This window comes from Asaia sp. W19 (assembly GCF_003994335.1).
In the GTDB taxonomy this organism is placed as follows: domain Bacteria; phylum Pseudomonadota; class Alphaproteobacteria; order Acetobacterales; family Acetobacteraceae; genus Asaia.
Window position 1 is genome coordinate 1 of the sequence record NZ_PNQZ01000086.1, and the last position, 17,284, is coordinate 17,284.

Below are 17,284 nucleotides of genomic sequence, written 5' to 3' on the forward strand. Positions count from 1 at the left end.
GGCGCGCCAGGGCACGTTGCGATTTCAACGCTTCCTGAAAAAAGTGGCTGACAGTTCGAAAGCATCCCGCCTGACATAAGGGCATCCAACTGTCTGATTCTGAAAAACAACCGGAGGCGTCTTGGCGGCGCCTCACGATACCGCGTCCCGATGCCATGCAACCAAGATGGTTGTTCCTGTTTTGTTCGTATGATACGGCCAGAATCGAAAGGAGGCTCCAGTCATGAAGAACAAGGCAGGCATGGCTTTGCTGCGCGACAGCGTGGCACGGATAGAGCAGCGTTATCAGAAGAATTTTGCCGCGCTTTACCTGGAAATGGGGCTTCCGCCGGTGGATGCCGCGCTCAGGGGCGGATTGCGTCGTGGCGTCGTGCATGAATTTCTGGGAGCGGGGCATGATCGCGTGCTCTGTGCCAGGCCGACCTATTTCATTGCTCGCGTCCTGGCGCGGGCGACGGGGCCGGTCATCTGGATCGTTCCTGCGGCATCGGGGCAGGGGGCGTTGACCCTGGCCGGTCTGGAAGCCGCCGGTCTGGATTCCGGGCGTCTGCTTTGTGTCGAGGCAGAGCCCATGCGTCTGGTGGGCACCATGGAAGATGTGCTGCGTACGCGTGGCATCACGGCCGTGGTGGCCGATCTCATCGAGCCTCTTTCCCTGACAGCCTCGCGCCGTTTGCATCTGGCGGCCGAGAATTCCGCAGCAACCGGCTTCGTGCTGCATCGGCATGACCGGCCGCTCTCCCCCAATGCGTGCTGGACACGCTGGCGCGTAGGTGCGGCGCCTTCTGATCCTGTCTTTCTTGGGCGTCGTGCCCTGCTGCCTTTTGCCGAAGCCTTTTCCTTGTCCTTGCTGCGTCGTCGCGGGGGCGAGGCCCTGTCCTGGAGGATCGGTACAGATTATGCCGCGCCGTCTGCTCTCCCTCTGGCTGCCGCACTGGCACACGACGCTCTGGCACAAGGCCCATCCCCACAGCGACCCGGCCTTGCCGCTGGCGCTGTATGGGCGTGATGGCCAGAGCCGCAAGATCGTGGCGGTCAATCGGGCCGCTTTGGAGTCTGGGGTGCAAAAAGGGCAGTTTCTCGCCATGGCGCGCAGCCTTGTACCTGATCTGGCCACGCATCCCGTCACACCTGAGCGCGATGCACGTGGCTTGCAGAAGCTGGCCGAATGGTGCCGATGCTTTTCGCCACTTGTGGCAGCCGATCCACCTGAAGGGCTCTGGATCGACAGCACAGGATGCGCGCATCTTTTCGGCGGCGAGGCGCGCATGCTGGAGGCTCTGAGAGATCGTCTGGCCGAGCGCGGCCACGACATGCGTGCGGCTCTGGCCGATACTGCAGGGGCCGCTCATGCTTTGGCGCGTCATGGGGATCAGCAACTGACTTGCGTTCCGCCGGGAGAGAGTGCTCTGGCTCTGGCCGGACTACCCGTTGCCGCCCTGCGTCTGACCCCTGAGATACAGGCGGGGCTCAGTCTTATGGGGATTACGCGCGTATCAGATCTGCGCGCCGTGCCACGCGCCTCGCTGACGCGGCGTTTTGGCATGGAGCCTCTGTTCCGGCTCGATCAGGCGCTGGGGCAGGAAAAGGAGGCGCTGTGTTTCGATCGGCCTGTCGCAGCGCTGCACGTGAAACGTGCTCTGCTGGAGCCGATTGGCACAGCCGAAAGCCTGCTCCATGTCGTGACGGTTCTGTGCGATGACATGGCAGCCCTGTTGCAGAAAATGGGGCTGGGGGCACGCAGGCTTGATCTGCTCTGTCAGCGCGTGGATGACGTGACCCAGGCCATTCGTGTGGGAACCTCGGAGCCAGTCAGTGATCCGTCGCGTCTGAGTCGTCTGTTTCAGGAACGTATTGAAACGATCGATCCGGGTTTTGGCATTGAAGTGATGAGCCTGCATGTCGATCATGCGGAGCCTCGCCAGCCCGCAGATGAAACCCCCGCCCTCAATCCCTCTGCTCTCACCGACCCGGAGGAGCAACAGATGCCGGCCATGCTGGTCGAACTGGCGGAGCGTCTGCGCAACAGGCCGGGATTGCGGGGGATCTACCATCTGGCAGCAACGGATAGTCCTTTTCCGGAAGAGGCCCAGAAGCCTGTCGTCAGATTGGCGCGTCTTCCGACTGTTTCCAGAACACCGGCGTCCTCCTGGTCCGGCACGGCCCAGGACGGTTTTCCGCGCCTTTGGCCGCGTCCTGTCCGCCTTTTTGCCGCGCCTTGTGCCATTGCGCCGCCCGCCCTGGCCGAGGATGACAGCCCAAGGCGCTTTGTCTGGCAGGGGCAGATGCTGCGTGTCCGTGGGGCAGACGGACCGGAGCGGTTGCATGGGGCCTGGTGGCAGCATCCTGTTCAGGCCGGGGCCATACGCGATTACTGGATTGTGGAAACAGAAGAAGGAGACCGTTTCTGGCTTTTTCGCCGGGGTGACGGTCAGAATCCCTGGTCGGGCGACGGCGCCTGGTTCGTCCATGGGGTGTTTTGATGACGCAGGATCTCGCTTTCCTCCTGTCGCTCATGCGTCCCGCCGAGCCACGGGAAATAGCCGATGCTCTGACCCATGCGCTGCGTTTTGACGGCCGCCGCCGCGTGCATGATGCTGATGAACTCATGGCAACCCTCGTGGCCGAGCGCCTGGTGGCGCATCTGGCGCGCTGTGGTTTTGTGCTCATGAAGCGTGCCGATACCGTGGCGCATGATACGAGCGGGCACCATCATCCCCATGATTCGTCAGGAGGGAAGGGGGCATGACGACCCCGCTCCATGTGACCTCCTATTATTCCTTTTTGCGTGGCGTCAGTTCCCCGCATGACCTGTTTTCCGTTGCCCATGCGCAGGGTCACAGGGCGCTGGCTTTGACTGATCGTCATTCCGTGGCGGGCATGGTGCGTGCGCATGATGCGGCGCGGCAAAGCGGCTTGCGGCTTTTGCCCGGGTGTCGACTTGATCTGCTCGATGGATCGACGCTTCTGGCCTATCCGGTCGATCGGGTAGGATGGGGGGCGCTCTGTCGCCTGCTGACACTCGGGCATCGACGGGGTGCGCGTGAGATTTTCTCGCTTGGCTGGGACGATCTGCTCCAGGGGGCACAGAATCTGGTTCTGGTCCTGCTGCCCGATCAGCCGGATGCGCAGGCGCAGCAGCAACTCCGCCATCTTGCCCGTATGAGGGCTGCCCTTGGTCAGCCTGTCTATTGCGGGCTGGCATATCGCAGTGCGCCCGGTGATCTGCTGCGGCTGCGGGAGCTGGAGATACTGGCGACTGCCTGCAACGTGGCAGCCGTGGTCACGGGGGACGTGCTCTATCATGAGGCGCGCTGCCATGTGTTGCAGGATGTCGTGACGGCTATCCGCGAGAACTGCACATTGGAGACATTGGGCGGACAGCGCGAAATTCACGCTGACCGCGCACTCAAAACGCCAGTTTCTCTGGCGCAGCTCTATGAAGCCTTTCCCGAAGCCCTTGGGCGTGTGGCCGAGATCGAGGCGCATTGTCGCTTCTCGATGGAGGATCTTTGTTATCAATATCCGCAGGAGACCGACCGGCCGGACGAAACCCCGCAGCAGACTCTGGCCCGGCTCGTGCGCGACGCCTTGCCACGGCGCTATCCGGCCGGAGCGAGCGAGGCGGTCAGAAAACAGATCGCCCATGAACTCGCGCTCATAGGTTCGCTCGATTACGCGCCCTATTTCCTGACTGTTCACAGCATCGTACATCAGGCGCGTGCGCTCGAGATCGTTTGTCAGGGGCGGGGCTCGGCTGCCAATTCCGCCATTTGTTACGTGCTGGGCATCACGGCTATCGATCCAGTGCGCTCTGGGCTCCTGTTCGAGCGATTCATTTCCGCAGAGCGTCGCGAGCCGCCCGATATCGATGTCGATTTCGAAAGCGACCGGCGTGATGAGATCATCCAATGGATCTATCGCCGCTATGGCCGCAGCCATTCGGCGCTTTGCGCTACACTCATGCGTTATCGTCCCAAGGGCGCCCTACGTGAAACAGGCAAGGTGCTGGGGCTGAGCGAGGATCTTCTGGGTCTGCTCTCGAAATATCTCGCCTCTTCTCTGGGAGACCCCGAGCAACTCAAGGCGCGCGCGGCAGAGCTGAATCTCAATCTGTCGGACAGGCGTCTGGCCCTGACCCTGCGTGTGGCTGCCGAGCTTGTGGGCATACCGCGCCAGCTCGGCACGCATCCGGGTGGTTTCGTGCTGACGCGCGACCGGCTGGACGAACTCGTGCCCATTCAGCCTGCTGCCAAGGAGGACCGCCAGATCATCGTCTGGGACAAGGACGATATCGATATTCTCAAATTCATGAAGGTCGATGTTCTGGGTCTCGGCATGCTGGGCTGTCTGCGCCGTGGTTTCGAGCTGCTGGCCCAGCATCGCATCCGTCAGCTCGACATGGCCTCGGTGCCGCCTGAAGATCCCGCCACCTACGCCATGATCCGTCGTGCCGATACGTTGGGTACGTTCCAGATAGAGAGCCGCGCCCAGATGTCCATGCTGCCGCGCCTCAAGCCGAAGACCTTCTATGATCTGGTCATTCAGGTAGCCATCGTGCGCCCCGGTCCTATTCAGGGCGATATGGTGCATCCCTATCTGCGTCGTCGTGACGGTGTCGAACTACCGGATTATCCCAAGCCGGAACTCGAGCAGATTCTTGGCAAGACGCTGGGCGTGCCCCTTTTTCAGGAACAGGCCATGCAGGTGGCCATCGCCTGCGCCGGGTTCACCCCTGGTGAGGCCGATCAGCTACGCCGCTCCATGGCGACCTTTAAATTTACCGGTGGAGTGTCGCATTTTCGGACAAAGCTGATCGAGGGGATGGTCGCCAATCATTATGACCGCGAGTTTGCCGAGCGCACCTTCCGCCAGCTTGAGGGCTTCGGGTCCTATGGCTTTCCCGAGAGCCATGCCGCCAGTTTCGCACTTGTGGCCTATGTCTCTAACTATCTGAAATGCCATCATCCCGATGTTTTTTGTACGGCCCTGCTCAACTCGCAGCCCATGGGTTTTTACGCCCCAGCCCAGGTAGTGCGCGATGCGCGCGAGCATGGGGTGACCGTACATGCCATAGACATCAATGCCTCGCGCTGGGATTGTGCGCTCGAGCCTGACCGGGGCAGGCCGACACTGGCCGTTCGTCTGGGATTTCGCTTTGTGAAAGGCCTCTCGAACAAGCATGCGGCGAAACTGATCGCCAATCGCTTTCCAGCCTATGAATCCCTCGATGATGTCTGGCGTCGCGCGAATATTCCTGTTTCCGCGCTCGAAGCGCTGGCGGCTGCCGATGTCTTTCGCAGCCTCGACCTTGATCGTCGGGCGGCACTCTGGGCCATCAAGGGGCTAGCCGATACGGTTCTGCCGCTTTTTGCCGCGGCCGATCGCAAGCTCAACAGACCCGGGCCCGAAATGATCGAACCCGATTATACGCCCCGCCCCATGAGCGAAGGCCGTGAAGTCGTGGAAGACTACAACACGCTCGGTCTGACCCTGCGCCAGCACCCGATGGCTTTTCTGCGTCCCCGATTTTCCGCGCGTGGCATGGTTACCTGCGCCGATCTGCGTCGGTTGCGCGATGGGAGTCGCGTGGTGGTACCAGGTCTGGTGCTCATGCGACAGCGTCCTGGAACGGCCCATGGCGTGATGTTCATGACGCTGGAGGATGAGACCGGCACAGCCAACATCATCATCTGGAAAGACCGCGCCGAAGCCCAGCGTCGCATCGTGATTGGCGTCAATGCGGTGGCCTGTCATGGTATGCTCCAGCGTGAAGGAGAGGTCATTCACGTGGTGATGCAGCGTCTGGAGGATCTGACACCTCTGATGCGTTCTATTGCCGTGTCTGAGGCAGAGGAGGGATCGGTATCACCGCGGTTAAAGGCCCGCGATTTCCATTAAAACGCATAAATATTTGTAAAATTTACAAGAAGATCCCAATATCGTTTTTTTTTTGTTACTTTACTTATTCAAAAGAAAAAATGTTAGGGATGGGGTGATATGACGATTTATGATCCTGCAAATCTGCAGAAAATACTGATGATCCCGGAGCTGGCGGAATTTGATTTGTCCTTCAAGCCCATGTTCGGCGGGATCATGGGCTATGCGGGCGGCAAGGTTTTTGCCTCCCTCTCTGATATCGGTCTGGCTTTGAAGATGAGCGGCAAGGATCGTGAGGCCCTTCTGGCACTCCCCGGTGCATGTGCCCTGCGTTATGAGCCTGAAAGCGCTCCCAGCAAGACCTACGTTGTTGTGCCGGAGTCTCTGCATACGCGCCCTGATGAGCTGAAAATCTGGGTAGCGTGCTGTGTCACCGGTCTGCCTGCCAGAAAGCCGCGTCGATAGGGGAAGGAGGCATGGGCTCTTCAGGTGGCGTCTAGAAAAGGATCTGACGCCTCCAGGACTCGGTATTGGCGCGGTCTATGGGGCGTGATTGTCATCGGGTTTTTGGCCCGGTGATGATGAGTGCTTGGTGATGGTGGCCTTACTCTCCTCAAATCGGCTTGCTTAAAAGAACAAGGCAATCGTGACGATAATCGATGACCATATCGAAATGGCTCAGGACATTTGCGCCTAAAGCACCCTGAATTTCACGATCCATATACTGCCCCACGCCATGCATGCCGAAATTTCCATCCGGTCGTTCGGTGAACCACACGTGACTGATGGGATAGGGGCCGAACTTTATCTGTGGGACCTCAATCAACCGTGCAGGCATCAAGCTGTCACCATTCACGACAACGGGCCAGTCCGGATGCATCTTGTGCCATGCGTTCATGACGCTTGTTGTGATGTATGAAGTCGTTCCTTGCCCATGCATCTGCGGGGCACCGGTCGCCTTCAGGCCCGCCGCAGTCTGCATGGCAGTGGCTCCTGTATCGAGCAGCATGGCAATGGTGTGTCCGTCGACTTGCATCTCGACGCTCGGGAATGGGCCAGTATGTATTCCCTGCGCATTTTTCGGAAATCCCAGCGGGATAACTGTTTTCCCATACGGTATTTTCCAGTCGGCATCTTCAACCGAGAGGCGCCTATCAGGATAATTGAAATGCCAGGCGCGGAACTGGGGCAGATACCCTCCGCCGATTATGCCATCTTCGACGAACCTGCCTGTCTTGATGGGTACAACAAGAGCCATGGCGTTGCAGGGTGTCTGCAACGGCGGGTGAGGTAACCCCGCTGCGTCCGTGAATTCCGGCCATTTCATGATCATCCGGCCCGTAGCAATATCGTCGCAGCGATAAGTGGGAGCATAGATTTTCTCGGCAGCTTCTGGTGTGATCAACATCAAGCCCGCTCCACCTCCCCCTCCTGTATCCACAACAAAGCGAAGGGTCTGACCCTGAGCGGTGACAGGCACTGCGAAGAAATGCCCCGCCTCATACACTGTCGGAATGGTAATCTCGGCAGATCGAGCATGTTGTGAAGAGTAGAAAATCAGCAGCCACGCGGTGAGGGCGGCACGTTTTCTCTTCATGGGCTCGACGGGGCCTTTCCTGGGAGGCTGATACGGGAATTCCGTTGGGATATGCTGCACAAGATCGCTGAGGTTAGTGAGTGGATCAAAGCCTGAGCAAGAAAAATCAGCCTCCCTTCGAGGTGAGAGGCTCTGGTCCGCCATTCAGGCGCAAAATAGTAACGCTCAGGGCAGGAATTTCGAACATGGTCTGTGTTTGCAAGGTCTTGTGCAGGATTGCCCTGTGAGCGCAATGTCATGACATGCGCCTTATCTTGCCTGCTCTGATCCTTCTTTTTCCTGGCCTGGCGGCTGCCGCAGCCGCGCCAAGTCCGGCTGAGATTGTCGCCCAGGCACCGAATGCTGCCTGGCGTGATGTCGCGCCGGAGCGTCTCCTGGTCATGAAGCTGGCCGATGGCGGGCGGGTCGTGATCGAACTCGCGCCTGAATTTGCCCCTGTGCATGTGGCCAATGTCGTGCGTCTTGCCCAGTCCCATCAGTGGGACCAGGGCGCCATCATTCGTGTGCAGGATAATTATGTGGTGCAGTGGCGCGTACGCGATGAGGCGGCACCTTTGCCCAACGGATTTGTTGCGCATCCGGGCGCAGAATATGAGCGCCCCCTTGCCGGACTTGATTATATGGCGCTGCCCTATCCGGACCCTTATGCCGCACAATCTGGCATTGCCTCGGGCTGGTTGGTAGGCCGGGAGGGCGGGCAAATCTGGCCAGCTCAGTGCTATGGCGTGGTCGGTGTCGGTCGGGACATGCCCCCCGATACGGGAGACGGACGTGAGCTCTATGTGGTCAACGGTGAGGCCCCGCGTCAACTCGATCGTAACCTCGCGGTTATCGGGCGCGTGCTTGAAGGCATGGAGCGTCTGGGCGCGCTGCCACGCGGCACCGGGCCGCTCGGATTTTATACTGATTCACGTCAGAACGTGACGATTTCAGGCGTGACGCTTGCCGCCGATCTTCCCGCATCCCTGCGGCCGACCATGCAGGTCATGCGCACGGACAGCCCGTCTTTTCACGCTTATATGGCGGCTCGTGCCGCACGGCATGACCCCTTTTTCGTCCGCCCGGCAAAAGGGGTTGCGCTCTGTAATGTACCCGTTCCGGCGCGGGAGAAAAAATAAGCCCTACCTTTCGAAGGGAAGGGGCGACAGAGGATGTCACGCGAAGAGGGCTTACATGACCGCCCGCAATTTTCGCTGATATGGGGGGAGAGTTGTGGCCTCTGACCAAACACTCTCAGACGATAGAGCGGTGGGGAAGAGCGATGATGAAAGAGGGCGCGGGCAGAGAGTCCGAGTAGGGAGAGAGGCCCAAACGGAGCGCTGTGATCCGCCTGTCAGATGGCGTTCATGCTCGAGGCGCTCTCGTTCTCCCCTGGGGCAGAATATTGTTTGATCCATTATGGGATAGATAGTTGGTCGGGCTTTTTTAGCCATCAGTCCCGGCGGTAGCATCATGATCAACCCGTGAACCTGAAGTCCTGAGCCTGCTCCATATCTGGTGCAAGCCTGCAAGATGGAGAACACCGATGATGAAGCAGATAGAGGAGCTCCATAGCCAGAAATGCGCGCTCCGGCCGGGAAACCAGAGTTGCATAGGCGCGAATGCGACACCGCGTAAAAGATAGAAGGCTGTGATGGCGCAAAGCGCGGGTCGTAAGAACGGTAGCGCTGGCAGCACACCCGCGCCTGAAAGGGCGTAAGCGCCCCAGACTGTCAGTATCGTGGCGATTATCAAGGTGATTACCGTCGTGTACGAATCACCGGCGGCAGCCATCCGGGCAATGGTTTCGCCGGCACCCATGGTGCGGTACCAGCTGGGGCCAATCCAGATGCAGCCCAGATGCACCAGCGCGGCCAGAAGACTGCAACAGGCAGCGGCGATCAAAGTCCAGCTACGGTGGGTGTTCATGAATGTCTCGCGCACTATTCTTATTGGTTTTCAGAGCAGTAACCAGCTCTGGCTTTAACAGGATGGTGACATAGGGCTTCGTCTCGAAGGCTACTATGGTTTGAGAAAGATCAGTTTGATCAAAAGCACTTAAGGAGGAGATGTTCGAGAAGAGGTCAAGACATCGCCCCTGCTGCAGCGACTCAGGTCGAGCGCCAACGCATCTCCCGTGATTCCCGAATGCAACAGTATGAACGTGTCGTCGAGCCAGAATATTGGGCGTTGGGTTCGGGTTGAATCTCGCAAATAGGAAATCTGTTCGTATTGGATACGGAATGCGCGTCGTTTGCCGTACGCAGTCTATCAATGCGATCCATGGTGATGTCGTCTCGCGCCTGGACCGAGGGGGCTTTGCTCACATCGCCGTTTTCTGCTTTGACGCACTCTTCAGGCACCGAAAACTTTGCCAGCCCCGCGCGCTTGAGAACGATATGCGGCACGATAGGTGAACTGTGCCGGATGACAGTGTCTGCGCTCTCACGCATGGTTACCCCTCCGAAACGCTTGCCGATGATCCAGGCACCGATCGAGGCGGTAACGCCATCAATCCGATGATCGGCGAATTTCTGATATATCTTCGGATAGTCGCCATAGCTCCCCCCCTCCGCATGGAGAACGCCGCTGCTGTCGAGGATACGGATATTCTCACCTCCGCGTGCATGAATTGGCTTCTCGACTACAAAGTCCGGGGGGGCGACCCTGAGACGGTCGGGGCTTGTGGACGCCTCGAGCAGATTGGGATGGCCGGGAAAACGTTCCCACAAGGCAGGAAGGAGCGCCTTGTTGGAGAGCAAAGAGGTCCAGGGTGGGTTCAGGAAATGACATTTGCAGGAGCGTAGGTGGCGAACCCCTTCGTCTCTGAACATGAGTTCCCATGGATACATGCGGATCATGCCGCGCACGATCACCCCCTGGTACAGAAGCTGCCCTCCGATGGAGATCTCAAGATCCCGCAACGCGCAATGAATTGGCTCCAGACCCGCCTGAGCAACCCAGTGTTCATAGAACCGCGCATGGACAATATCTTCGAGATTGTCCGGATAAGAAACGATATGGACGACGCGGTCGAGATGCCCCCCCTTATAAAGGGCAGTCAGCCTGTCCACGATCGCGGCGGAGTCCAGAGGTGCCTGCGCATGGGTATCGCCGCATTCCACATGCCATGCCGTCTGCATAAGGGTGCTCTCCGGCAAGGTTGCCGGCGTATCGGCATTATATTCGATCAGCTTCGGCTGCCCATCGCCCCACGCGAGATCGAACCTGCCGAGGAGGAACGGGTCGCCGCGATACCATGAATCTCTCACCACATCCTGCGCCGCGCGCGGAATATGAAATGCGTCCAGACCGCCGGGACGCGGGATGATATCAGCGAGCAGTTCCAGACAAAGGCGGTGCAGTGATTCCGCCGTTTTCGCGATGAGGCTGAGCGCGGCATGGTCAAATTCGTATCGAACATCCTCGCGCCAGGCATTGCTGCCATCATCATTGCGATAATAGGTGTATCCCAGATGGTCGGCCTGGTCTGTCCAGTCCGGGCGCGGGCGTATCCTGACACGGCGCAGAAGGACCATGGTGGCTATTCGCCACCCGAAACATGGGCAGAAGCACTTTCACCGAAACCAGCATTGCCAGCGGATCGCACTTCTTCGGCGGGCATATTCTCGCGGGCTCTGCCTACGCCGCCAGCAGCGGGTCCGTTGCCCTTGTCGCATTCCTGCTGGGGCGAGGCGCCGTTGCGGTCATGGGAGCAGGATTCATCGTTGGCGGCGAAAAAGCCGATCGGATTGATGCGGGGAAAGATGATCATCAGCCCCGCAGCGATCATGAAAAGGCCCACGCCCAAACGCTCCACCGTCCTGCCTTTTATTCTCCGATGATGGAATACACTGGCTCTTAACCTAGCGTGGAGACCGAAGGCAGGGAAGGTATGGCAAGCGACCGTTCGAGACATTCAGGTAAAACCTGAGGCATCACACGGTAACCTGCCGGTGCCAAAAGGCGCGTATTGGTCAGGCTCTGCGCTGGTTATAGACATCCACGCAAACAGCACCCAGAAGCACCAGCCCCTTGAGCACCTGCTGGTAGTCGATGCCGATACCCAGGATCGACATGCCGTTATTCATGAGGCCCATGATCATGGCGCCGATCACGGCCCCGCCAACCCGGCCCACACCGCCATAGGCCGAAGCGCCGCCGATGAAGCATGCGGCAATTACATCGAGTTCGAAGCCGAGTCCCGCCTTGGGTGTGGCCGTGTTCAGGCGGGCCGCGAAAATCAGGCCGCCAAGGGCTGCGAGGACGCCCATGTTCACAAAGGTCAGGAAGGTGAGGCGTTCGGTGCGTATGCCTGAAAGCGCCGCTGCGCGTACATTGCCGCCCACCGCATAAATCTGCCTTCCCAGCGTGGTGCGGCTGGTCACGAAGCTGTAGAGCGCGATCAGCATGGCCATGATGATCAGCACATTGGGCAGACCGCGATAGCTGGAAACCAGGGTCGCCAGATAGACGATGATCCCGAACACCGCGATATTCTTGCCGATGAAGAGGGGCATGGGCTCGACATCGATTTCGTTGCGCTGGTAGCGCGCGCGGGCACGTGCTGCACCAACCACCATCGCCGCAGCAACGATGACGCCCAGAATCAGCGAGGTCGGGTTGTAGGGGCCAATCTTGGGCAGAAATTCAGGTATGAAGCCGGATGAAAGCTTCTGGAATACGGTAGAGAACGGCCCAAGGGATTGTCCGCCCAGCAGGGCCAGCGCCAGCCCCTTGAACACCAGCATGCCCGCAAGAGTCACGATAAAGGAAGGGATCTTGAAATAGGCGATCCAGTAGCCCTGCGCTGCACCGATCAGTGCCCCGGTGGCAAGGCAGGTCAGAGTGGTCACCACCACATTGCAGTGCCACTGCACCATCAGCACAGCTGCCACGGCTCCGGTAAACCCGGCGACGGATCCGACCGACAAATCGATATGACCCGAGATGATCACCAGCAACATGCCCAGCGCCATGATGACGATATAGCTGTTCTGGAGCACCAGATTGGTCAGGTTGAGGGGGCGCAGCAATGTGCCATTGGTCATGATCTCGAAAAACAGACCGATCGCGACTAGCGAAATGAACATCCCGTATTCGCGCAGATTGTTGCGTATAAACCGCCCCATCGCGCTGTTGCCCAGCTTATGGCCGCCCGGCGCTCCACCCGTTGGGCTGGTGTCACCCGCAGGAGAAAGCGGGTTGCCGGGGAGAAGGATATGCTCGCTCATGGTCATGATGCTCCCGCAGCAAGTGAGGACACAGCGAGGTTGGCTGTTTCGCTCGGGATGGTGGAAATGGGCATGGACTCTGTTGTGCTGCGCACGATGGCGCGCATGATCTTTTCCTGACTGGCCTCTTCGCGGGTGAACTCGCCTACGAAACGCCCCTCATTCATCACGCAGATACGGTCACAGATACCGAGCAACTCGGGCATTTCGGATGAGATGACCACGCAGCCGCGACCGCTATCGGCCATTTGCTGGATCAGGGCATAGATCTCGTATTTGGCCCCCACATCGATGCCGCGCGTGGGTTCGTCCAGAATGAGCACGTCTGGATTGGTGAAGAGCCATTTGGACAGCACCACCTTCTGCTGGTTGCCACCCGACAACTTGCCCGCCATCTGCTGCACATCCGGCGAGCGTATGCGCATCTTGGCGCGGTAATCCTGCGCGATACGCAGCTCGGCGATCTCGTCGATCACGCCATGACGGGCAATGCCGCGTAGCTCGGCGAGGGAGATGTTATGGCGTATCTCGTTGCTCAGATGCAGTCCGAGTTCCTTGCGATCCTCGGTGACATAGGCGAGCCCAGCCGCGATGGCGCGGCTGACGGTCGAGACATCCACCGCCTTGCCGCGCATGGTGACCTCGCCCGATATGCGCGTGCCGAAGGAGCGCCCGAACAGGCTCATGGCAAACTCTGTGCGCCCCGCACCCATGAGGCCGGCAATGCCCACGATCTCACCTGCGCGGACATGGAAATCGACATTGCGTATCACCTGGCGGTCAGCATGAAGCGGGTGCCAGGCTGACCAGTCATGCACTTCCATCAGCATTTCGCCGATCCGTGGCGTATGGGGCGGGTAGCGGTGTTCCAGATCGCGATTGACCATCAGGCGGATGATTTCGTCTTCATCTGCGGGACCGTTGCGGCAATCGATCGTGCCGACACTGCGTCCGTCACGCAGCACGGTGATACGATCTGCGACACGGGAGATCTCGTTCAGCTTGTGCGAGATGAGAATGGACGACAGCCCCTCGGCCTTGAAGGCAAGGAGCAGATCGAGCAGCGCCGCGCTGTCGCGCTCGTTCAGACTGGCTGTCGGTTCGTCCAGAATGAGCAGACGTACCTTTTTCGAGAGGGCCTTGGCGATCTCGACGAGCTGCTGCTTGGCCACGCCCAGATGAGTCACAAGCGTCTCGGGGGCCTCTGTCAGCCCGACCTGACGCATCAGATCCCGTGCTCGAACCCGCGCCACGTCGCGGTCGATCACACCAAAACGCCCTGGCGGGTGGGTTATGAAGATGTTCTCTTGCACCGAAAGCAGCGGGATGAGCGCCAGTTCCTGGTGGATGATGATGATGCCGAGCGCCTCCGAGCCGTTGATATCGGCAAAGCGGCGCTCCTCGCCATCGAAAACGATCTGCCCGTCATAGCTCCCGGCGGGGTAGACCCCGCTCAGGATTTTCATCAGGGTCGATTTGCCTGCGCCGTTCTCACCGCAAAGAGCATGAATTTCGCCGGGTTCGACCGAAAAACTGACATCGCTCAGGGCCTTTACGGGACCGAAACGCTTGGCGATGTTCCGCATTTCAAGAATGGGGCTCATGGCGCTACTCGATCTGGCTTGCGGTATAATAGCCGCTATCGATCAGGGTCGGGCGGATATTGGCCTTGGTCACGACCACAGGCGTCAGAAGATAGGCGGGCACCACCTTGACACCGTTATTATAGCTCTTGGTGTCATTCACAGGCACCGTCTTGCCCGCCAGCATGGCGTCCACCATGTCGGCGGTCACGCCGGCCAGCTTGCGCGTGTCCTTGAAGATCGAGGAGTACTGGTCGCCCGCAAGGATAGATTTGACGGAAGGAATTTCGCAATCCTGCCCGCTGACATAGGCGATCTTGGTGTCGCCACTGCCATAGCCCACGCCCTTGAGCGAGGATATGATGCCAATGGAGATGCCGTCATAAGGGGAAAGCACGGCGTCGAGATGACGGTCGGTGTAATAGGCGCTCAGCAGATTATCCATGCGTGACTGTGCGGTGGCGCCGTCCCAGCGCAGGGTCGAGACCTTGTCCATGGTCTTCTGGCCAGAAGGGATCACCAGTTTGCCGCTATCCAGATAGGGCTTGAGGACTGACATGGCGCCATTGAAGAAGAAATAGGCGTTGTTATCGTCCGGTGAGCCGCCAAAAAGCTCGATATTGAATGGTCCCTTGGCGTCGGGCAGGCCAAGCGCCTTGACCAGGGAACTCGCCTGAAGCACGCCGACCTGGAAATTGTCGAAGGTCGCATAATTGCTGACGTCGGGTGAATTGCGGATGAGACGGTCATAAGCAATGACCTTGACCCCGCGCTGCGCAGCCTTGTGCAGCGTGTCAGAGAGCGTGGTGCCGTCGATGGCAGCGATCACCAGCACCTTGTCACCTTTGGCGACCATGTTCTCGATTTGCGAAACCTGATTGGGCACGTCGTCATCGGCATATTGCAGATCGGTCCGATAACCGCGCGACTGAAGGGTTTTGACAATATTGTTGCCGTCGGCAATCCAGCGCGCGGATGATTTCGTGGGCATGGCGATACCCACAACGGGCTTGTCCTCCGCCGTGGCCGAGGCTGTGGCAAGGGGGCCAAATAGGGCCGTCGTGACCAGCGCAAAAGAGGCGAGACCAATACTGATTCTGCTCATGGTGTGACTGTCCAAAATGCAGTCGGCGGCGCGGGTAAACGGCGTTCGGCGACTGGGCAACGACATGATGTGGGCAGGGCCCGGGGGGAATTAACGATAACTGGGCGCCTATGAGGAGATGCGGAGAGCGCTGTCCGGAAAGGTGCCTTGTGGGGGTGAGCGTCCAGAGAAACAGAGGATGTTCCGACGGATCGACATAGTGCGTCGTAACATTGCATGATATAATCATATCATTACGATGTTAGAAATAACAGAATTAACGCTTCACGGGATCGTGAAAACGATCTGTCACGATGCGATCATGGCGCGCGCCTGCACACGTTCCATGGAGCGGCCCTATCACCGATTTAGGGGCGCTGGGCAGGACGAGGTCCGGCGAGCCAAGGCGGCCGATGCGCAACCTTGTCCGGCTTCAGGTTCCCCTTTTCCGTTTTGCGCCGGTGCGCCGATCCGACGCGTTCCCTTCTGCCCGCGTCGGGAAGGCTTGGAACAGAGGAGGGCACCAAAGACATGCGATGCGCGGGTTTGACAGACGGCTCCTGTCCCAAAGAGGGTGGGGGTATTCAGAACGCTCCGTCGCACGGGCCACAGACAGGGGTGATCCGACCGGCGTTGGGTGCTGACGCCCGGCTGGCCCGGTATCAACATCCAGTCATGGCGCTTCGCTTCCTCTGCGGCTTCCTGCGGGCCTAAATACGACGTCCCAGACTGTCGCTCCATTGGGCGAGGCGCGCCAGAGTGGCCGGGATGAGCGTTTCGAGAAGCGTCAGCGTATCCCGACTGAGTACCAGGCCCAGGAGAGGCCAGTGGCGTCTGATGGCTAGGCGTAGCGGATGCATGGTTTCTCCTCCTTCGATGGGCGTAACAGGGGGGGGATCGGACTGGGTATGCGTGTTCGAGCTCGGGGATAGCCGGGTTCTTCAGCCGGGAATGGGGGGCGGGGCGATGCCCGTCTGATGCAGTTGCTCATCCATCAGTACTGCCGCGAGATGAAAGGCGCGTCGTGCATGGGCATAGGGCAGCCATTGTCCCATCATGTTCCAGGGCATGCCGTTATTATAGGTTGCGATGGCCATCAGCGTCCTGCCGTTCGACGCATCGAGGGCAACCAGCTCCTCGCTTGCGCCACCCGGTGCGGGGGGTGGAATAGGCGGCAGGCCGCCGCCTGCCGCTCCTGCGGCAAAACCGGCAACGATGGGCAAGGCGTTGTAGTACCATTTGCTGCGGCGCAAATTGGTGATTGCTGCCTGGATTCTCAGCGTGCCGGGAGGAGGAGAGAGTGTCTCTGGCGGCAGGATCGTGAAGTCTTTGGCAAGCGTCTTGTGCAGTTCCTCATCGAAGGCCTGTGTCACGCGCGCTTCTGCCTTGGGGGTCAGATGGGGAGCCTTGGCAGAGGGGTGCCACTGCGCGTGATCAATCATCACGTAATGATACCGTTCCTCAGGTGAAACGGGGGCGGCATAGACCAGATCATTGCTATGTCCTTTGGGGTGAACCATCATGCCGTAGGTTTCGGGAGCGATGAAACCTGTTTTCGTCGTACCCTGTCCCGCGCAGGCGGTCAGGGCACCCATGCTGGAAATGGTGAGGGGCAGGATCAATCGGCGCCAGAAAAGCGGGGCATGAAGGGAGGGACGTCGGGAAAGGGCAAGGCAGGTCATGAACAGGGCGTCTCCATCTTTCGGGGAGCGGCCCTGTATCGAATGTTCCCGGGGCCGCAGGCTTACCCTGTTCTGACGGCCGGTTCTTGCTGCTTGATGTCCTGCATATTCCCGCGCTGAAACAATTGACGATTCATGGGCTGGCGGGAAGAAAAACCTGTACGCAGAGCCCACCTTCGGGGCGGTTCTGCATCATGATATCCCCGCCATGCGCGCGCATGATGGTGCGTGCCGAGGGCAGGCCC

General features: G+C 59.3%; 15 protein-coding genes. 6 read left to right on the forward strand and 9 right to left on the reverse strand.

From position 1 onward, the window contains the following. Positions 1 to 223: 223 nt before the first annotated feature. From C0V97_RS16320 to C0V97_RS16340, 5 genes are all read left to right on the forward strand, one after another. On the forward strand, positions 224 to 1,009 hold the full coding sequence (locus C0V97_RS16320; protein ID WP_127103605.1) for an ImuA family protein: 786 nt from the start codon (positions 224 to 226) through the stop codon (positions 1,007 to 1,009). After that, positions 900 to 2,483 (forward strand): DUF6504 family protein, encoded by a 1,584-nt coding sequence (locus C0V97_RS16325; RefSeq protein WP_127103606.1) that lies wholly within the window; start codon positions 900 to 902, stop codon positions 2,481 to 2,483. The genes C0V97_RS16320 and C0V97_RS16325 overlap by 110 nt, the downstream gene beginning before the upstream one ends. Continuing rightward, positions 2,483 to 2,749 (forward strand): hypothetical protein, encoded by a 267-nt coding sequence (locus C0V97_RS16330; RefSeq protein WP_233582230.1) that lies wholly within the window; start codon positions 2,483 to 2,485, stop codon positions 2,747 to 2,749. The genes C0V97_RS16325 and C0V97_RS16330 overlap by 1 nt, the downstream gene beginning before the upstream one ends. Further along, positions 2,746 to 5,901, forward strand: coding sequence for an error-prone DNA polymerase (locus C0V97_RS16335; RefSeq protein ID WP_127103607.1), 3,156 nt, complete (start codon positions 2,746 to 2,748; stop codon positions 5,899 to 5,901). The genes C0V97_RS16330 and C0V97_RS16335 overlap by 4 nt, the downstream gene beginning before the upstream one ends. A gap of 99 nt (positions 5,902 to 6,000) precedes the next feature. Continuing rightward, positions 6,001 to 6,345, forward strand: a complete 345-nt coding sequence (locus C0V97_RS16340) for a TfoX/Sxy family protein (RefSeq protein WP_127103608.1) — start codon at positions 6,001 to 6,003, stop codon at positions 6,343 to 6,345. A 148-nt stretch (positions 6,346 to 6,493) separates the two neighbouring features. Here C0V97_RS16340 and C0V97_RS16345 read toward each other — a convergent pair whose 3' ends face one another. After that, positions 6,494 to 7,477, reverse strand: a complete 984-nt coding sequence (locus C0V97_RS16345) for a hypothetical protein (RefSeq protein ID WP_127103609.1) — start codon at positions 7,475 to 7,477, stop codon at positions 6,494 to 6,496. Positions 7,478 to 7,731: 254 nt separating this feature from the next. Between C0V97_RS16345 and C0V97_RS16350 the strand changes: the two genes are divergently transcribed. Beyond that, positions 7,732 to 8,595, forward strand: coding sequence for a peptidylprolyl isomerase (locus tag C0V97_RS16350; protein ID WP_233582231.1), 864 nt, complete (start codon positions 7,732 to 7,734; stop codon positions 8,593 to 8,595). A 307-nt stretch (positions 8,596 to 8,902) separates the two neighbouring features. On the opposite strand, the gene C0V97_RS16355 is transcribed toward C0V97_RS16350, so the two are convergent. The 8 genes from C0V97_RS16355 to C0V97_RS16385 all read right to left on the reverse strand — a co-directional run bounded on the left by C0V97_RS16355 (position 8,903) and on the right by C0V97_RS16385 (position 17,039). Beyond that, positions 8,903 to 9,385, reverse strand: a complete 483-nt coding sequence (locus C0V97_RS16355; protein WP_127103611.1) for a hypothetical protein — start codon at positions 9,383 to 9,385, stop codon at positions 8,903 to 8,905. A 182-nt stretch (positions 9,386 to 9,567) separates the two neighbouring features. Further along, positions 9,568 to 10,995 (reverse strand): glutathionylspermidine synthase family protein, encoded by a 1,428-nt coding sequence (locus C0V97_RS16360; protein ID WP_127103612.1) that lies wholly within the window; start codon positions 10,993 to 10,995, stop codon positions 9,568 to 9,570. A gap of 5 nt (positions 10,996 to 11,000) precedes the next feature. Further along, positions 11,001 to 11,261 carry a hypothetical protein gene (locus tag C0V97_RS16365; protein WP_127103613.1) on the reverse strand — a complete coding sequence of 87 codons (261 nt, stop codon included), beginning with the start codon at positions 11,259 to 11,261 and terminating at the stop codon, positions 11,001 to 11,003. A gap of 172 nt (positions 11,262 to 11,433) precedes the next feature. Continuing rightward, positions 11,434 to 12,690, reverse strand: a complete 1,257-nt coding sequence (mmsB, locus tag C0V97_RS16370; RefSeq protein WP_127103614.1) for a multiple monosaccharide ABC transporter permease — start codon at positions 12,688 to 12,690, stop codon at positions 11,434 to 11,436. Positions 12,691 to 12,692: 2 nt separating this feature from the next. Next, complete coding sequence (gene mmsA / locus C0V97_RS16375) at positions 12,693 to 14,294, reverse strand: multiple monosaccharide ABC transporter ATP-binding protein (RefSeq protein WP_127103615.1); 1,602 nt, start codon at positions 14,292 to 14,294, stop codon at positions 12,693 to 12,695. A gap of 4 nt (positions 14,295 to 14,298) precedes the next feature. Then, entirely contained in the window at positions 14,299 to 15,378 is a 1,080-nt protein-coding gene (gene chvE / locus C0V97_RS16380) for a multiple monosaccharide ABC transporter substrate-binding protein (RefSeq protein WP_127103616.1), read from the reverse strand. Between the two features lie 689 nt (positions 15,379 to 16,067). Beyond that, the gene (locus tag C0V97_RS18610; RefSeq protein WP_199751961.1) at positions 16,068 to 16,217 is read right to left on the reverse strand and encodes a hypothetical protein; all 150 of its coding nucleotides are present in this window, start codon (positions 16,215 to 16,217) and stop codon (positions 16,068 to 16,070) included. A gap of 81 nt (positions 16,218 to 16,298) precedes the next feature. Then, entirely contained in the window at positions 16,299 to 17,039 is a 741-nt protein-coding gene (locus C0V97_RS16385; protein ID WP_233582085.1) for a DUF3313 family protein, read from the reverse strand. Positions 17,040 to 17,284: the final 245 nt, after the last annotated feature.

What these genes read in the sequence shown, in the direction of transcription:
- chvE (WP_127103616.1), bottom strand. Translation starts at nt 15,378, where the DNA reads ATGAGCAGAATCAGTATTGGTCTCGCCTCTTTTGCGCTGGTCACGACG.
- C0V97_RS16345 (WP_127103609.1), bottom strand. Translation starts at nt 7,477, where the DNA reads ATGAAGAGAAAACGTGCCGCCCTCACCGCGTGGCTGCTGATTTTCTAC.
- C0V97_RS16385 (WP_233582085.1), bottom strand. Translation starts at nt 17,039, where the DNA reads ATGACCTGCCTTGCCCTTTCCCGACGTCCCTCCCTTCATGCCCCGCTT.
- C0V97_RS16320 (WP_127103605.1), top strand. Translation starts at nt 224, where the DNA reads ATGAAGAACAAGGCAGGCATGGCTTTGCTGCGCGACAGCGTGGCACGG.
- mmsA (WP_127103615.1), bottom strand. Translation starts at nt 14,294, where the DNA reads ATGAGCCCCATTCTTGAAATGCGGAACATCGCCAAGCGTTTCGGTCCC.
- C0V97_RS16355 (WP_127103611.1), bottom strand. Translation starts at nt 9,385, where the DNA reads ATGAACACCCACCGTAGCTGGACTTTGATCGCCGCTGCCTGTTGCAGT.
- C0V97_RS16360 (WP_127103612.1), bottom strand. Translation starts at nt 10,995, where the DNA reads ATGGTCCTTCTGCGCCGTGTCAGGATACGCCCGCGCCCGGACTGGACA.
- C0V97_RS16340 (WP_127103608.1), top strand. Translation starts at nt 6,001, where the DNA reads ATGACGATTTATGATCCTGCAAATCTGCAGAAAATACTGATGATCCCG.
- mmsB (WP_127103614.1), bottom strand. Translation starts at nt 12,690, where the DNA reads ATGAGCGAGCATATCCTTCTCCCCGGCAACCCGCTTTCTCCTGCGGGT.
- C0V97_RS16330 (WP_233582230.1), top strand. Translation starts at nt 2,483, where the DNA reads ATGACGCAGGATCTCGCTTTCCTCCTGTCGCTCATGCGTCCCGCCGAG.
- C0V97_RS16325 (WP_127103606.1), top strand. Translation starts at nt 900, where the DNA reads ATGCCGCGCCGTCTGCTCTCCCTCTGGCTGCCGCACTGGCACACGACG.
- C0V97_RS18610 (WP_199751961.1), bottom strand. Translation starts at nt 16,217, where the DNA reads ATGCATCCGCTACGCCTAGCCATCAGACGCCACTGGCCTCTCCTGGGC.
- C0V97_RS16335 (WP_127103607.1), top strand. Translation starts at nt 2,746, where the DNA reads ATGACGACCCCGCTCCATGTGACCTCCTATTATTCCTTTTTGCGTGGC.